13 protein-coding genes are annotated in these 16,045 nt (G+C 42.2%); 3 read left to right on the forward strand and 10 right to left on the reverse strand.

The features are described 5' to 3' along the window. Positions 1-3: 3 nt before the first annotated feature. The 4 genes from ACSQ2E_RS14495 to ACSQ2E_RS14510 form a co-directional block, all read right to left on the reverse strand. Complete coding sequence (locus ACSQ2E_RS14495) at positions 4-1,338, reverse strand: dihydrolipoamide acetyltransferase family protein (RefSeq protein ID WP_435991597.1); 1,335 nt, start codon at positions 1,336-1,338, stop codon at positions 4-6. A gap of 151 nt (positions 1,339-1,489) precedes the next feature. Beyond that, positions 1,490-2,467: an alpha-ketoacid dehydrogenase subunit beta gene (locus tag ACSQ2E_RS14500; RefSeq protein WP_435991599.1), complete on the reverse strand. Its 978-nt coding sequence runs from the start codon at positions 2,465-2,467 to the stop codon at positions 1,490-1,492. Positions 2,468-2,470: 3 nt separating this feature from the next. Continuing rightward, positions 2,471-3,586: a pyruvate dehydrogenase (acetyl-transferring) E1 component subunit alpha gene (gene pdhA / locus ACSQ2E_RS14505; protein WP_060670003.1), complete on the reverse strand. Its 1,116-nt coding sequence runs from the start codon at positions 3,584-3,586 to the stop codon at positions 2,471-2,473. Between the two features lie 465 nt (positions 3,587-4,051). Further along, positions 4,052-4,711, reverse strand: coding sequence for a YkyA family protein (locus ACSQ2E_RS14510; RefSeq protein WP_435991601.1), 660 nt, complete (start codon positions 4,709-4,711; stop codon positions 4,052-4,054). Between the two features lie 331 nt (positions 4,712-5,042). Here ACSQ2E_RS14510 and def point away from each other — a divergent pair, with 331 nt between their 5' ends. Further along, positions 5,043-5,597 carry a peptide deformylase gene (def, locus tag ACSQ2E_RS14515; RefSeq protein ID WP_435991603.1) on the forward strand — a complete coding sequence of 185 codons (555 nt, stop codon included), beginning with the start codon at positions 5,043-5,045 and terminating at the stop codon, positions 5,595-5,597. Positions 5,598-5,651: 54 nt separating this feature from the next. Here def and ACSQ2E_RS14520 read toward each other — a convergent pair whose 3' ends face one another. After that, positions 5,652-6,425 (reverse strand): Cof-type HAD-IIB family hydrolase, encoded by a 774-nt coding sequence (locus ACSQ2E_RS14520; protein ID WP_435994557.1) that lies wholly within the window; start codon positions 6,423-6,425, stop codon positions 5,652-5,654. A 653-nt stretch (positions 6,426-7,078) separates the two neighbouring features. Here ACSQ2E_RS14520 and ACSQ2E_RS14525 point away from each other — a divergent pair. Both ACSQ2E_RS14525 and rnjA read left to right on the forward strand, forming a co-directional pair. Beyond that, positions 7,079-7,285, forward strand: coding sequence for a DNA-dependent RNA polymerase subunit epsilon (locus ACSQ2E_RS14525; protein ID WP_060670009.1), 207 nt, complete (start codon positions 7,079-7,081; stop codon positions 7,283-7,285). A 3-nt stretch (positions 7,286-7,288) separates the two neighbouring features. After that, entirely contained in the window at positions 7,289-8,956 is a 1,668-nt protein-coding gene (gene rnjA / locus ACSQ2E_RS14530; RefSeq protein WP_435991606.1) for a ribonuclease J1, read from the forward strand. Positions 8,957-9,003: 47 nt separating this feature from the next. Here the strand turns inward: rnjA and ACSQ2E_RS14535 are convergent, their stop codons facing one another. From ACSQ2E_RS14535 to ACSQ2E_RS14555, 5 genes are all read right to left on the reverse strand, one after another. Beyond that, on the reverse strand, positions 9,004-9,660 hold the full coding sequence (locus ACSQ2E_RS14535; protein WP_079531684.1) for a potassium channel family protein: 657 nt from the start codon (positions 9,658-9,660) through the stop codon (positions 9,004-9,006). Positions 9,661-9,764: 104 nt separating this feature from the next. Continuing rightward, positions 9,765-10,778 (reverse strand): cytochrome d ubiquinol oxidase subunit II, encoded by a 1,014-nt coding sequence (locus tag ACSQ2E_RS14540; RefSeq protein WP_435991608.1) that lies wholly within the window; start codon positions 10,776-10,778, stop codon positions 9,765-9,767. A 59-nt stretch (positions 10,779-10,837) separates the two neighbouring features. Next, positions 10,838-12,175 carry a cytochrome ubiquinol oxidase subunit I gene (locus ACSQ2E_RS14545; protein WP_435991610.1) on the reverse strand — a complete coding sequence of 446 codons (1,338 nt, stop codon included), beginning with the start codon at positions 12,173-12,175 and terminating at the stop codon, positions 10,838-10,840. 280 nt (positions 12,176-12,455) lie between these two features. Continuing rightward, on the reverse strand, positions 12,456-14,279 hold the full coding sequence (locus tag ACSQ2E_RS14550) for an ABC transporter ATP-binding protein (protein WP_435991612.1): 1,824 nt from the start codon (positions 14,277-14,279) through the stop codon (positions 12,456-12,458). Between the two features lie 10 nt (positions 14,280-14,289). Further along, complete coding sequence (locus tag ACSQ2E_RS14555; RefSeq protein WP_435991614.1) at positions 14,290-16,044, reverse strand: ABC transporter ATP-binding protein; 1,755 nt, start codon at positions 16,042-16,044, stop codon at positions 14,290-14,292. Position 16,045: the final 1 nt, after the last annotated feature.

A 16,045-nucleotide genomic window follows, 5' to 3' on the forward strand; every position in this document is an offset into this window, starting at 1 on the left:
GTATTACGCCTCCATTAATAATAATTCTGGATCGTTCAACAAACGCTTGATATGGTTAAGTGCATGTTGAGCAGTAGCTCCGTCAATCATGCGGTGATCGAAGCTCAATGATAATGCTAACACAGGTGCCGCTACAATTTCACCATTTTTAACCACAGGTTTTTCTGCAATGCGCCCAACACCAAGGATGGCAACCTCTGGATGGTTGATGACCGGAGTGAACCATTGTCCACCGGCAGAACCAATATTCGTGATTGTGCAAGATGCACCTTTCATTTCGTCGCCTGAAAGTTTACCATCTCTTGCTTTTCCAGCCAGTTCATTGATTTCATTTGAAATCGAGAACATGGACTTACGGTCAGCATTCTTCACAACCGGCACTAATAGACCTTTGTCCGTGTCAGCAGCAATACCGATGTTGTAATAATGTTTTTGTACGATTTCGCTTGTTGCATCATCAATGGATGTGTTCAGAGCTGGATATTCGCGTAATGCACTAGTTAATGCTTTGACGATGTAAGGTAGGAAAGTCAATTTCACACCTTTTTCAGCTGCAACTTCTTTGAATTTCTTGCGATGGGCCCAAAGTTTCGTTACATCGATTTCGTCCATCAACGTAACGTGAGGAGCTGTATGTTTTGAGTTCACCATTGCTTTCGCAATCGCTTTACGCATCCCACTCATTTTCTCACGTGTTTCAGGATACTCGCCTTCTGGAGCTTTAGGTGCAGACGCTTTAGATTCTGCAGGCGCGTTTTCTTCTGTTTTTGCTTCTTCGTTCGTTTCAGCAGGTTTAGAATCTCCACTTAAGAAAGCATCGATGTCTTCTTTTACTACACGTCCGTTCTTACCAGAACCGGAAACTTGGCGGATTTCAACACCGTTTTCTCTTGCGTATTTGCGTACTGAAGGCATAGCGATCACGCGCTTATTAGGGTCAACTTCTGCATCGGATTTCTCTTCAGCAGCTTCTGGAGAAGCTTCTTTCTTTACATCCTGGCCTTGTTCTGCAGTTGCTTGAACTTGACCTTCCGTCTTCTCTTCAGCTTTTTCTTCTTTCTTTTCTTCTTCTCCACCTTTGAATTGCAGGTCCTCATAACCAGGTGCATCGAACTTGATAAGAGTATCGCCTACAACAGCTACAGTTCCTTCGTCAACAAGAAGTTCTTCAACCGTTCCTGCTACCGGAGAAGGAATCTCAACAACAGCTTTATCGTTTTGCACTTCACATAGTACATCGTCTTCTTCCACTTTATCGCCTGGCTTTACAAACCACTTGACGATTTCACCTTCATGAATACCTTCACCAATGTCTGGTAATTTGAATTCGAATGACATGGACTCTACCTCCTGTATTGAATAATGATTATATAGATGAATGTTTGTTTATCTGTCTCTGTTTTACTATCTATAATTGGAAAAGAGAAAGGTGGAATGCCCTTCTGATTTCATTTGAGTATCTCTGGAGGAGCTTATTGGCTCCTTCCAATTAGAAGTTAAGTACTTTTTTCGCCGTTTCGATGACGTCTTTGTGGTTTGGTAACCAGATAGGCTCTGCTTGAGAGAATGAGAATACTGTATCCGGTGCCGTTACACGAAGAACTGGCGCTTCCAGGCTAAGGATCGCACGGTCATTGATTTCAGCAACAACGCTCGCTGCGATACCCGCTTGCTTTTGAGCTTCTTGAACTACGATGGCACGATTTGTTTTCTCAACAGATGCCATGATCGTGTCAATGTCAAGTGGACTTACAGTACGTAGATCGATTACTTCAACTGAATGACCTTCTTTTTCAAGCTCATCTGCAGCTTTCAATGATTCGTGTACCATAGCTCCGTAAGAGATGATCGTAAGGTCTGTACCTTCACGTTTTACATCTGCTTTACCAATCTCAATTGTGTATTCCTCTTCAGGAACCTCTTGACGGAATGAACGGTATAATTTCATATGCTCTAAGAAAATGACAGGGTCATTATCACGGATGGATGAAATTAAAAGTCCTTTTGCGTCGTAAGGAGTTGATGGAATAACCACTTTAAGACCAGGCTGTTGAGCCATCAAACCTTCTAAGCTGTCCGCATGAAGTTCTGGAGTATGTACTCCACCACCAAATGGGGAACGGATTGTGACTGGTGATGTATACGTCCCACCTGAACGGTAACGCATACGCGCCATTTGTCCACTTACTGAATCCATTACTTCGTATACGAAACCGAAGAACTGGATTTCAGGTACTGGACGGTACCCTTCTAATGCTAAACCGATTGCTAAACCACCGATTCCTGATTCTGCTAGTGGAGTATCGAATACACGGTCTTCACCGAATTCTTTCTGAAGCCCTTCCGTTGCACGGAATACACCACCGTTTAGACCTACGTCTTCCCCAAAAACTAAAACGTCTTCGTTATTGCGTAGTTCTGTGCGCAGTGCATCAGTGATCGCTTGAATCATTGTCATTTGCGCCATGGCTTATTTCGACTCCTTTTCTTTGTAGATTTCTAATTGTTCTTTTAAGTTATAAGGAAGTTCTTCATACATGTTGTTGATGAAGTCAGTGACCTTTTGTTTTGGAGCTGAGTCTGCTTCCTTGATCGCTTTTTTGATATCTTCTTTCGCTTCTTCGATCACTTCGTTTTCTTTCTCTTCACTCCATAGTCCTTTACCTTCAAGGAATTTACGGAAACGTACTAATGGATCTTTCTTTTCCCAACCTGTATCCATTTCTGATGTACGGTAACGAGTTGGATCATCACCAGCCATTGTATGTGGCCCATAACGATAGCAAAGGGTTTCGATCAATGAAGGACCTTCCCCATTCACGGCACGGTTACGCGCTTCTAATGTAGCAGAGTAAACTGCCAATGGATCCATACCGTCCACTAAGATACCAGGGATACCAGCAGCAACCGCTTTTTGAGCAATCGTGCGTCCTGCCGTTTGCTTATCGCGAGGAGTGGAGATTGCGAATTGGTTGTTTTGCACAACGAAAATCGCAGGAGCTGCATAAGAACCTGCAAAGTTGATTCCTTCATAGAAATCACCTTGTGAAGATCCACCGTCTCCTGTATACGTAATGGCAACAGCTTTCTTCCCACGTTTCTTAAGACCAAGTGCCACTCCGGCAGTCTGAATGTATTGAGCACCGATGATGATTTGTGGTGATAATACATTTACACCTTCTGGAGCCTGATTACCTTGGAAATGTCCGCGTGAGAATAAGAATGCTTTGGCCAGTGGAAGACCGTGCCAGATGATTTGTGGAACATCACGGTATCCAGGAAGGATCCAGTCTTCTTTCTCAAGTGCGAAGTGAGAAGCAATCTGAGATGCCTCCTGTCCAGCTGTTGGTGCATAGAAACCTAATCGTCCCTGACGGTTAAGTGAGATTGATCTTTGATCTAGAATACGAGTGTAAACCATACGACGCATTAATTCCTGTAGATCCTCATCAGAGATCTCCGGCATAGCATCTTCGTTCACTACTTCGCCTTCTTCGTTCAAAATTTGGAACATTTCAAACTTGTCTTCAATTTGCTCGAGCGTCTTAACTGCATCGAATTGTGCCTTCTTTGATTTAGAAGCCATCGAAGTCACCTATCCTTTCTTTATACATTTATTTTGGTTTTTTTACATACATTGTTTAGATTACCCAAATTCAGTATGACCTACCACAATACCTGCGAAAAAACACACACTATAAGTAGTTTTCCACAAATACCTAGAAAGAAAACCCGAAATTACATTTGAGTTTATCTGTATCAGTCAGAAATCATAATCGACTAATACAATTCATGAATACCTATCCTAGTTTACAATATTAAAAATCAGTTAGTCAACGACAAAGTATTATAAATTCATGTTACCTCTCAATCTTCTTGAAACGAACTACCATAAATTTTCAAAACTGTATTAATGTCTGAACACACCCTGTTATATATAAACACCCAAGTGTGACTCATCTGTTATAGAGTAAGAAACCAATGGAAATCTCTCGAACGTAAAAAAGATGAAGAAGGGCATAACGCCCTTTTTCATCTTGTATGTACCCGATTATTCCGACTCTTTGACATCAAGTTCTGCCTTTGAGTAAAACTCTTGTTTAAGTTTGTTGAATTCTTCTGTTTTTGTATTATAGTCCCCATTGAACTTTACTATTTTTTCGTATTGTTCATTAATGGAGGAAATTTGCTTTTCAAGCTCTTCCATCGTGAGATCTTTCTTTTTGAACATATTATAAAGTTCTTTATCAAGAGAAAGCGCCTTTAAGTAAGAAGCAGTGAGCTTTTCATGGAGCTGATACCGTTCTTCCATCGTATCTTCCAGCTTTTTCGCTTCTTTTTTAAGGTCATCACTTTCTATCTCATCAATATAGTCGTCCGCTTTAGCAAACTCCTTCTTTGCTTCACTCATGGACTCACGTTCTTTTTCGATTTTCTCTTTTCTCTTATCGATGTTGTCCAGAGCTTCATCGGAAAGCTTTACAATCTGCTCAAACTCTTTCATTCCAAGATCCATGATTTTCGTATAGATTTCTTGTTCCTTTTCTTCCAACTCTTGAAGAGGCTTCTGAACTTTAACATATTGACTTTCTTTGGCAACCGTTTCTTCAAGAACCTTATACACATTTTCCTCAGGTGAAGAACCACCGACACAACCCATTAATACAAAAATAGCGGCTCCCAAAATGAAAGCAAAATGAAATTTCGACACAACTTGATCCCCCTTAACTATTTACCACCTTCTACTATATCTATGTCTACATCTTTTGACAATAGGGATTTACAACTGTGGAAAAAAATGTCGATTGGACTATTCTCCCTATTAAAATCATTATGAGTACTTGCCGACGGTTATTCCTGTTAATACTGAATCTCATTCATTAACTTTTCCTAAGGAAAATGATAAACTATTACCATACATAATGGATTATCTTAATTCGTAAAGTAGAGAAGGGATCAATTTGGATGGCCCTGTCTTTTTTGTGTTCTAAATTGGACGGGGCCAGCTGTTTCTATCTCTATGTATCCTAGGAGGAAAAACAATGATTACGATGAATGACATCATCCGTGAGGGCCACCCCACATTAACCATGGTAGCTAGGGAAGTGCCCATCCCGCCATCCGAAGAAGACCAGGAAACCCTGAGAAGCTTATTAGAATATGTAATAAACAGCCAAGATCCTGAAACGGCTGCCAAATATGGATTGAGACCTGGTATCGGACTTGCAGCACCTCAAATCAATGTTTCAAAACGGATGCTCGCTGTCAACGTTACAGACAATCAAGGGAAATTATACAGCTATGCTTTATTCAATCCGAAAATCATCAGCCATTCCATAGAGAAAGCCTACTTAACTTCCGGGGAAGGTTGTTTATCCGTCGATCGGAATGTACCGGGCTTCGTTCCTCGTTATGCAAGAGTGACTGTAAGAGGCTGGGATATGGACGGTAATGAAGTAAAGCTTCGTCTTAAAGGTCTGCCGGCCATCGTCTTCCAACATGAAATCGACCACTTGAATGGTATCATGTTCTATGACCATATCAATCCTTCCAATCCGTTTGAGCCGATCCCTGATGCCATTGCCATTGAACGATAAACCAAAAAAGACTCTCGACTTGATATCAAGTCGAGAGTCTTTTTTTTGAATGTCCTAGATCAATTCAAGTTCCTTTAATCCGTAGTGGATTCCATCATCGTCCACATGCTTAGTGATCAAATCTGCGTGTTTCTGGACTTCCTCAACGGCATTGCCCATTGCAACTCCGGTGCCGACGGATTGGATCATCTCAATATCATTCAATCCGTCCCCGAATGCATAGACATCTTCCATGTTGAATCCGAGCTTCGCGATCATCTTTTTGATTCCCTCTGCTTTTGAACCGCCTTTCGGAAGAATATCCATGGAGTATTGGTGCCAGCGGATGAACGTGAAATCCGTGTATTTCTCCCGGTAAAAGTCCTCTTCTTCCTTTGTACAGAACAGCAGGGATTGATAGATGTTCCTTCCTTTATAAAAATCCGGGGCAAATCCCGGGTGAGGAAACTTCAAGCTGTTCATACTCTTCTCGATATATTCATGGTACTCATGGTTCGATTTCATCGTTTCATGATTCAAATGAACAACAGGGTGTGCCTTTTTATACGTATCCTCCAATAATTCTTCCAATGTTTCAACTTGCAGAGGATTCGTGTATATCACTTCATTTTCAAAAACCACATATTGTCCATTAAAAGAGACGAAGGACTCGATTCCCAATTCCTCTCTTAAACTTTCATACATAAATGGAGCCCTTCCAGTGGCGATCGCCACATACGTTCCGTTTGCCTGCAGTGTCCTAATGGCTTCTTTTGTGGCCTGTGGCAGTTTTTTATCGTGATCAAGCAGTGTTCCGTCTATATCAAAGAAAACTATTTTAGACATGATCGTTCTCCTTTTCGAAAATATTCAATTGCGATTCTATTTTACCCGTTGTTTAAGGTAATCCTTTACATGAAAAATGTCAATGAAGACTGTGGGACAAACCCATTTACCAAACTTAACCATGTAAGAGATTCCAAAAATTCCGTACAATATAAGTAACACAACAGAGACGTCCGTATTTTTGTTCCTTTACTTCAAAGGGAAATCTCGGTAAACTATTAATAAGGAGTGATCCACCATGTTAAAGAAGCTCAGGAAAAAGCTTTTAAAACAGTGGAAAGAATTGCTTAGAAAAAAAACGATTGCATAATCCCCCTGTTTCTCGGTAAATGATTTAAGGGGAAACGCTACTAAAATGCATGACAATCGGACTGACTGACATACCATTGCACAATGAATAAGGGACTGACGCCATTAATGAGCTTTTCCTCCATTGGCCTTAGTCCCTCTTCTATCTTTGTCATGATTTAGTACAGGATTATTCAAAAGCTTTATTTACGAGGAAGAATCCTATATAATTTAATACATACATAAACTAAATGATTCGTTCCTATAGAAATGATAGGCTATTATATAAGTTAATGTAAACGTAGTTGATAACTTTTTTATCATAGATGAAAGTTAGATTTTTTGAAAACGGATAAGGAGAGAGAAAAATGATTTTTAAAGTATTTTATCAAGAAAGTAAAGCAGAAGTGCCTGTTCGCGAATGCACTCAATCTCTTTACATGGAAGCAGATTCAGAACGTGAAGTACGCCTAAATTTAAAAGACAAACCGTATAACATCGAATTCGTACAAAAGCTTGAGGGCGCTTTTTTAGAGTATGAAAAAAACCACCATTCTTTCGAGATGGAGCAATAATTAATGAAATTTGTAAAGAATGACCAAACCGCTGTATTTGCCCTTGGCGGTTTAGGTGAAATCGGTAAAAACACATACGGCGTACAATTCCAAGACGAAATTATCCTGATCGATGCAGGAATCAAATTCCCTGAGGACGAACTGCTCGGTATCGATTACGTGATCCCTGATTACACGTATCTCGTGAAGAATGCAGATAAAATCAAGGGACTCTTCGTCACTCACGGACACGAAGACCATATCGGAGGAATCCCATATTTACTTCGCGAGTTAAACATCCCAATATACGGTGGGAAGCTTGCACTGGCACTTATTAAGAACAAACTTGAAGAACACGGATTATTACGTAATGCGAAATTAAATGTCATTCAGGAAGATGATGTTGTGAAATTCCGCAAAACATCTGTAACCTTCTTCAGAACAACACACAGTATCCCGGATTCTTACGGAATCGTTGTCAAAACACCACCTGGAAATGTTGTGCACACAGGTGATTTCAAATTCGATTTCACGCCGGTTGGTGAACCCGCGAACTTAACCAAAATGGCTGAGATCGGTAAAGAAGGCGTTCTTTGTCTTCTGTCTGACAGTACAAACGCTGAAGTTCCAAACTTCACGATGTCAGAACGTAAAGTCGGAGAAAGCATCAATGATATTTTCCGTAAAGTGGACGGAAGAGTCATCTTTGCCACATTCGCTTCGAATATCCACCGTCTTCAACAAGTGGTTGAAGCAGCAGTATTCCATAACAGAAAGGTTGCTGTTTTCGGAAGAAGTATGGAAGCAGCCATCACGATTGGACAAGAATTAGGATATATCAACGCTCCTAAAGATACTTTCATTGAACATAATCAGATCAATCGCCTTCCAGCGAATGAAGTGGCTATTCTGTGTACGGGTTCCCAAGGTGAACCGATGGCTGCATTATCCAGGATTGCAAACGGTACCCACCGTCAAATCCAGATTCAGCCTGGTGATACTGTTGTATTCTCCTCTTCACCAATACCGGGGAATACAATCAGTGTAAACCGTACGATCAATCTTTTATATCGTGCCGGTGCAGAAGTCGTTCATGGACCATTAAGTGATATCCATACATCTGGTCATGGTGGGCAGCAAGAGATGAAGCTGATGCTTCGTTTGATGAACCCAACCTTCTTTTTGCCGATTCACGGAGAATTCCGCATGCAGAAGATGCACGCTCAGCTTGGTGTCGATTGCGGAGTGCAAGAGGAAAACTGCTTCATCATGGATAATGGTGAAGTCCTTGCATTAAGCAATGATGCCGCACAGGTGGCCGGGAAAATCCCTTCTGGAAACGTCTATATCGATGGAAGCGGGATTGGTGACATCGGTAATATCGTCCTTCGTGACCGCCGTATCCTTTCAGAAGAGGGACTTGTCATTGTCGTTGTCAGCATCGACATGAAGGATTTCAAGATTGCTTCCGGACCGGACCTTATTTCAAGAGGATTCGTCTACATGCGTGAATCAGGTGACCTTATCAATGAAGCACAGACGCTCATTTCTAAACACTTGAACAAAGTGCTTGAAAGAAGAACATCCCAATGGTCAGAAATCAAGAATGAAATCACGGATACACTGGCTCCTTTCTTATATGAAAAAACGAAACGTCGCCCGATGATTTTACCAATCATCATGGAAGTATAATTACGAAAGAAGAGGCTGGCCCAAATGGGTCAGCCTCTTCTTTCGTTTTATAATACCTTCTTTTCAAACCGGTTAATATCCGTATCAGCCCCAATGACAATGAGTATGTCCCCTACCCGGATTTGTTCATCGGCTTGAGGGGAAACGATGATATCTTTTTCCCGCTTGATCGCCACGATGTTGATTCCGAATTGAGCACGGATATCCAAATCGATAAGGGAGTTTCCACTCAGATGTTCACTCGCTACAATCTCCACGATCGAATGTTCATCTGACAATTCCAGATAATCAAGCACATTATTTGAAATGATATTATGAGCAATCCTTCTTCCCATATCCCTCTCCGGATGAACGACCTGGTTCGCTCCAATTTTACGGAGGACCTTTTCATGATAATCATTTTGTGCTTTCACGGTGATTTTCTTGACCCCGATTTCCTTTAACATCAATGTCGTTAGGACACTGGACTGGATATCATCTCCAATTGCGACAATTACATGATCGAAATTGCGGATCCCAAGGCTTTTCAATACGGATTCATCGGTTGAATCCGCCACTACCGCATGTGAAGCGATTGAAGAAAATTCATTCACTTTGTCCTCATCCTGATCGATGGCCATTACCTCCATGCCCTGATCCGTCAATGATCGAACGATACTGCCGCCAAACCGGCCCAAGCCTATAACTACAAACTCTTTTTTCACCATGTATCCCCCCGCAGTCTCTATAAGCTATATTTTAGCATAAAAAAAAGGAGAAAATGACATTTCTCCCTTTCCTTTTTTATATTTCATTCAAGTTCCACTCATCACTTGTTCCCTTTTACGTAATCTGCATCAAATAAGAAAAGTCTCATCAAAAGATATAAGGAGGGGATCAGTAATAACAGTCCAGCGATAAAGACTACCACCAGCGCCATCCCCATCGTTGGATTCGTGACGCTCGTTTCAATTGTGATAAATGGTTTCAAGATATATGGTAAATGTGACGCCCCGTAGCCAAAGAACGCAAAGAAGAATTGTAGCATGACCAGGATGAACGCCAGGCCAAAACTCTTTCTCCTATAGATGAAATATGAAGCGGCAATAAAGCAGACAAGGGATAAACCGAACATCCACCATATATCAATGGCGCTATTGAAATGTTCGGGGTTATGTTCTCTTAAAGATACGAACACAAGTAAACTAGCTAAAATCGTCGGCGGGCTCCAGAATAGTGAAAACTTTCTCAGTTCTTCTCTTGAATCCATATCACCGGCACGATTGGCATAATAAGTCAGGAATGTCGCACTGATGAATAAGACCGATACAATCGACAGGACGACCACGCTCCATGAATAAGGACTCGTAAACAATTCACGGGCAAGGAATACGACCTTATCACCCTGCTCTTCCAAAAAGCCGCCTTCTGAAATGGTCAGTGCCGTAGACAATGAAGCCGGGATCAGTAACCCTGTGGCCCCGTATAAAAACAAGTAGACGATATTGTCTTTGGAACCATAGTTTGCAAAAGCATAAAAGCTCCCCCTGATGGCAAGCAATATAATCGCAAAACTCCCCGGAAGCAATAATGCCGTCCCGTAGTAATAGGCTGCGTCAGGAAAAAAACCGACCAAGCCGACAAAAAAGAAGACAAAGAAGACGTTCGTTACTTCCCATACAGGAGAAAGATATCTACTGATTAACACATTCAACGTATGCTCTTTCCCTTTCATCCTACCGTAAAAAGCGAAGAAGCCGGCTCCAAAATCAATCGAAGCCACTATCAAATAACCATACAGGAAAATCCACAGGACGGTGATCCCCACGATTTCCAAACTCATACCCATTCCTCCCACTTAAAAATATCAGTTGGCCCCTTCTTTATCAGGGGGCTTACAAGCTAACTCGATTTTTCAGGAAATCGTTGTTCCAATTCAGCTTCTACCGGCTTATTTTTAAACATTTTTATCAATACAATGACACACAGGATGCCGAGGAGTATATAAAGACCAACAAAGAGCGCGAAAGTCAAGCCGACCCCGTCTGCTTTTGTTGCCGCCTCTGCCACCTTCATATATCCACGCAAAATCCATGGCTGTCGTCCAACCTCGGCATAAATCCAGCCAAATTCGATGGCCAGCATTGCAAGCGGTCCACTCGCAACAATCCCCCAAAGCAATGGCTTATTCCATTCATTCCGTCTTTTCCACTTCCAGAATAAAATAAATGCTCCGGCAATGAAAATACTGTAAAACCCGATGGACACCATCAAATCAAATAAATAATGTATCCATAAAGGCGGCCGTTCGTCTTCCGGGAATTCATTCAGCCCGATGACCTCTGTATCGAACGAACTTCCCGCCATGAAGCTCAGAAAACCTGGTAAACGTATCTCATTATGGACTTCATTATTTTCATCAAGCGTCCCGAAAACGATTAAATCGGCATTCTCTTCCGACTCAAAATGCCACTCTGCCGCCGCAAGTTTCTCAGGCTGATACTCAGCCAGGAACTTGGCTGATAAATCTCCTGCCAGAGCGGAGCCAAAAGCAAAAATCAGGGCAGATACCATCGTTAAACGAAGGGCCTTCTTATGATAATCCCCTCCCTTTTTACGGAGGATCGCAAATGCTGTGATCGCTGCCAGTATGAGGGCAGATGTTAAGTAGGCCGTCATCACCACATGAAACACTTTGGTTGGTGTCGCTGGATTAAACATCGCTGCAATCGGATCGATATTGATCGCTTTTCCATTTTCCAATTCGAATCCCTGTGGTGTATTCATAAACGCGTTCACAGTCGTAATGAAAAGGGCGGATGCCGAAGAACCGATCATCACCGGTATCGTCAGCATCCAGTGAATCCATTTATTCTTGAATCGATCCCACGTATAAAGATAAATCCCCAAAAAGATGGCCTCAAAGAAAAACGCAAAAGTCTCCATGAATAAAGGCAGGGCAATCACCTGTCCGGCAACCTGCATAAATGATGGCCACAACAACGATAGCTGAAGCCCTATCGCGGTGCCGGTCACCACCCCGACAGCCACCGTAATCGTAAATCCCCTCGCCCATCTTCGTGCCAGCAAAAGGTAATGAGGATCATTTCGTTTGATCCCCATAAACTCCGCTATGGATATCATAACCGGTATCCCTACCCCAATCGTTGCAAAAATAATATGGAATGCAAAGGTTGTCGACGTAAGCATCCTGCTTAAAATCACACTATCCAAAACCATTCATTACTCCCCCTACCGAATTACTTTTAATCGTAAACAGCTTTTTTCTACTGTTTATCACTTATTGTTCATTATAAAACCTAGGAATGAGTTTGTGAAGTATTGAACATGAATATTTTGTGACTTTTTTCACAAAGTTTTTTTAGCTTTTCAGTTTTATGATTTATTTTTGGAATTTTCAATACGCAATATCGTCCGATATGCAATTTCCTACAAATACCGCACCCCACCATCACAAAAAAAACCCCACACACCAGTGCAGGGTCTTCAATTCTCTACATCACATCGCGTCCAACATTCTGAACTGCGACTTCACCAGTTCAAAATAGTCTCCCTGCTGTTCCATCAATTCCTCGTGGTTTCCGGACTCTTTGATTCTGCCATTTTCAAGGACAAAAATATTGTCGGACTCACGGATTGTGGATAGGCGGTGGGCGATGATGATCGCGGTACGGCCGTTCAGTAGTTTCTTCAATGCGTTTTGGATCTTGACTTCTGTTTCTGTATCGATGGATGCTGTCGCTTCATCCAGGATGATGATGCGAGGGTTTGCCAAAAGGGCACGTGCGAAGGACAGTAGTTGTCTTTCACCTACAGATAACACATTCCCCCGCTCCTCGACTTCCGTTTCGTAACCATTGGAGAGCTTTTCGATGAATTCGTTTGCCCCGATGGCTTCGGCTGCCTTCAAGACCTCTTCATCAGATGCACCCGGGCGTCCGAATCGAATATTATCCATGATCGTTCCTGAGAAGATGAATGTATCTTGCAGGACAATGCTGATTTGACTTCGTAAGCTTGAAACAGATGCATCCCGTAAATCCACTCCATCAATCTTCACCACGCCATTGGTCGGGTCGTAAAATCGGCTGATAAGATTCGCAATCGTCGTTTTTCCTGATCCTGTATGTCCGACGAGTGCAACGGTTTGCCCGGCTTTCATTTCCAGATTGATGTCCCTAAGTGCTTTACGTTTGTCATCATAAGAAAATTCTACATGTTCGAATTGAATTCTTCCTTTGATATCGGTCAGATTCAAGGCATTCGTCTTTTCGTTTACGATCGGCTGTTCATCCAGGAATTCAAAGATTCGCTCTGATGAAGCCATCCCGATCAACAGCTGATTATATACCTGGCCGAGTCTTGAGATAGGCTCCCAGAACATACCCAGATAGAATGCGAATGAGACGAATTCACCAAGTTCCAGTGATCCATTTTGAATGAGGTGGGCACCAAACCAGATGAGTACGGCAGTTCCAATGGCATTCGTTAATTCCACCAGTGGACGGAACATGGCATTTTTCTTTGTGGCCTCTCTCCAGCTATCGAAAGTCTCTGTGTTGATTCCATCAAAGAAGGCCATATTTTCTTTTTCCTGGGTGAATGATTGTGTCACCCGTATTCCCTGAATGCTTTCATTCAAATGGGAGTTTAGTTTTGATTGCTTGAGCCTTACCACTTGCCAGGATTTGCGTATTTTTTTGCGCAAGCTTGTAGAGATGAAGAACATGATAGGCAAAATAACCATGACTGCAAGCGTCAGTTCCGGACTTAACGTAAAGAGTATCACGATGATTCCGATGAGCAGAATGATGTCCATCAACAGATTGATGACGCCATTTGTGAAAAGCTCCTGAAGGGAGTTGATGTCATTCATGATCCTGACAAGGATGGATCCTGCTGAACGCTGATCAAAGAAACGGTGGGAAAGCCACTGTACGTGACTGAATAAATGTTTTCTCAGGTCATAGATGACCCCCTGCCCCAATTGATTCATCCATTTGATCCTGAGGACATTGGCTATATAATTCAAAACATACAGTCCCGCTATGACTCCCACAAGGGTAAAGAGAAGATTCTCATCTTTTTGCCTGATCGCTTTATCGAGTGTGTACACACCGATGAGAATCGGGATGATCAAACGGACAGCCGTTGTAATCAGAACGGTGATGATGGACAAGGGCAACAGTTTTTTTGAATATGGTTTTAAATACGTCAGTAACCGATAGAGCTGTTCCCAGTTGAATGGCTTATCGATCACTTGATCAGTTGAGTAATGGAACCTGCTCAGAATGTTTTTATTCACTTTCTTTTTTTCACTCAAACCCTATCACCTACCCTTCCTGAGTTTGTACTATTTTTTTCTGATCTTTGTATTGAATATCATAGATTCGCTGATACGGTCCGTTATTTTTCAATAAGAAATCGTGAACTCCCCGTTCAACCACTTTCCCATTTTCCAGGACGATGATTTCGTCGGCATGCTTAAGTGATGAAATCCGGTGTGCGATAATGAAGGTCGTGCGATCGGACATGACTTCTTTCAGCGCTTTTTGGATTCTGAATTCCGTTTCCATATCCACTGCACTCGTAGCATCATCAAGAATGAGGATCGACGGGTCTGTGCAGATCGCGCGTGCGATGGCGATCCGTTGTTTCTGACCGCCTGAAAGACCCAATCCCCTTTCTCCCAATTTTGTGTCATACCCATCAGGCAATTCCGAGATGAAATCATGTGCCTCGGCACGTCTGGCTGCTTCGATGATTTCTTCCATGGATGCTTCCGGTCTACCATATGAGATATTGGCTTTGATGGTGGAGGAAAATAAGAATGACTCCTGGAGGACAAATCCGATATTTTGACGGAGTGATTTAAGCGAGTAATCTTTTACATCCCTTCCATCAATGAGGATTTCGCCTTCATCCGGTTCATAGAAACGTGTGATCAGCTGGGTGATACTCGTCTTCCCTGATCCAGTGCCCCCGATCAGACCAATGACCTTGCCGGGTTCTGCCTTAAAGGAAATATCCTCAAGAGCAGCTTCGTCATGCACCGTGTAATTCAGTGATACGTGCTTGAATTCCACTTCGCCTTTCAGTCGATCAACATGAATGACCTCATTGTGATCCTTTATCTTCTCATCCACTTCCAGAATCTCCAATAATCGCTCTCCCGACGCCTTGGATTGAGAAAAAAGGTTGATTGTGAATCCAAGATTCATGATCGGCCAGATGATATACCAGACCAAACTGTAAAAAGCGACAAGCTCTCCTGGTTGAAGATTTCCATTCATCACGAGGTATCCTCCATATGCAAGGAGGGTCACGACGCTCACATTCCCTAAGAACTCCATAAGTGGGAAATATTTCGCCCAAATGTCCGAGGTGAAAAGGTACTTATCTTTATAATCACCATTAGACCGGTTGAATTTATTGATTTGAAAATCTTCACGGGACAGTGATTTCACCGTGTTGATCCCGGAAATGTTTTCTTGTACATTCGTGTTCAGCTTTCCGAAGGACTTACGGATACCGCGGAAGGCAGGATGGACCGCCTTATCGAATTTGTATACGGCAATGGCCAGAAAAGGCAAGGAAACCAGGGTGACAAAAGTTAAAGAAGGTGAATAGTAGAACATCACCCCAAAGCTGACCGTCACCAGCAGGAAGAACCTGAGCAATTCTGAGAAACCAAATGATAAGAAAAAGCGGAAAGCTTCTACATCAGCCGTCAAGCGTGACATCAAGTCCCCTGTTTTGGCGTTATCATAATAACTGAATGGGAGGAATTGAAGCTTTTCATACAATTCGTTCCTCATTCGGTAGACCGAAGTGATCCCAAAAAGATCCCCATTGTACTGTTGGATGAATGTGGCGATCCCTTTCACGATCATGATACCGATAAATCCGAATGCAAGGTACGGAATCCACTTATATTCCCCTTGAAGAATAACATCGTCAATTGTAATTTGTAAGATTATTGGATATACCACTGTAATGCCTGTAACAAAAATCAAGAAAATCATTGAAATGATAAAATGCCTTTTATAAGGCCAGTAAAAGGCTTTCAATTTTTTAAATGTATCCATA

The sequence above is a fragment of the Rossellomorea sp. LjRoot5 genome, assembly GCF_964253455.1.
Lineage (GTDB): Bacteria > Bacillota > Bacilli > Bacillales > Bacillaceae_B > Rossellomorea.

What these genes read in the sequence shown, in the direction of transcription:
- ACSQ2E_RS14495 (WP_435991597.1), bottom strand. Translation starts at nt 1,338, where the DNA reads ATGTCATTCGAATTCAAATTACCAGACATTGGTGAAGGTATTCATGAA.
- ACSQ2E_RS14500 (WP_435991599.1), bottom strand. Translation starts at nt 2,467, where the DNA reads ATGGCGCAAATGACAATGATTCAAGCGATCACTGATGCACTGCGCACA.
- pdhA (WP_060670003.1), bottom strand. Translation starts at nt 3,586, where the DNA reads ATGGCTTCTAAATCAAAGAAGGCACAATTCGATGCAGTTAAGACGCTC.
- def (WP_435991603.1), top strand. Translation starts at nt 5,043, where the DNA reads ATGATTACGATGAATGACATCATCCGTGAGGGCCACCCCACATTAACC.
- ACSQ2E_RS14525 (WP_060670009.1), top strand. Translation starts at nt 7,079, where the DNA reads ATGATTTTTAAAGTATTTTATCAAGAAAGTAAAGCAGAAGTGCCTGTT.
- rnjA (WP_435991606.1), top strand. Translation starts at nt 7,289, where the DNA reads ATGAAATTTGTAAAGAATGACCAAACCGCTGTATTTGCCCTTGGCGGT.
- ACSQ2E_RS14540 (WP_435991608.1), bottom strand. Translation starts at nt 10,778, where the DNA reads ATGAGTTTGGAAATCGTGGGGATCACCGTCCTGTGGATTTTCCTGTAT.
- ACSQ2E_RS14545 (WP_435991610.1), bottom strand. Translation starts at nt 12,175, where the DNA reads ATGGTTTTGGATAGTGTGATTTTAAGCAGGATGCTTACGTCGACAACC.
- ACSQ2E_RS14555 (WP_435991614.1), bottom strand. Translation starts at nt 16,044, where the DNA reads ATGGATACATTTAAAAAATTGAAAGCCTTTTACTGGCCTTATAAAAGG.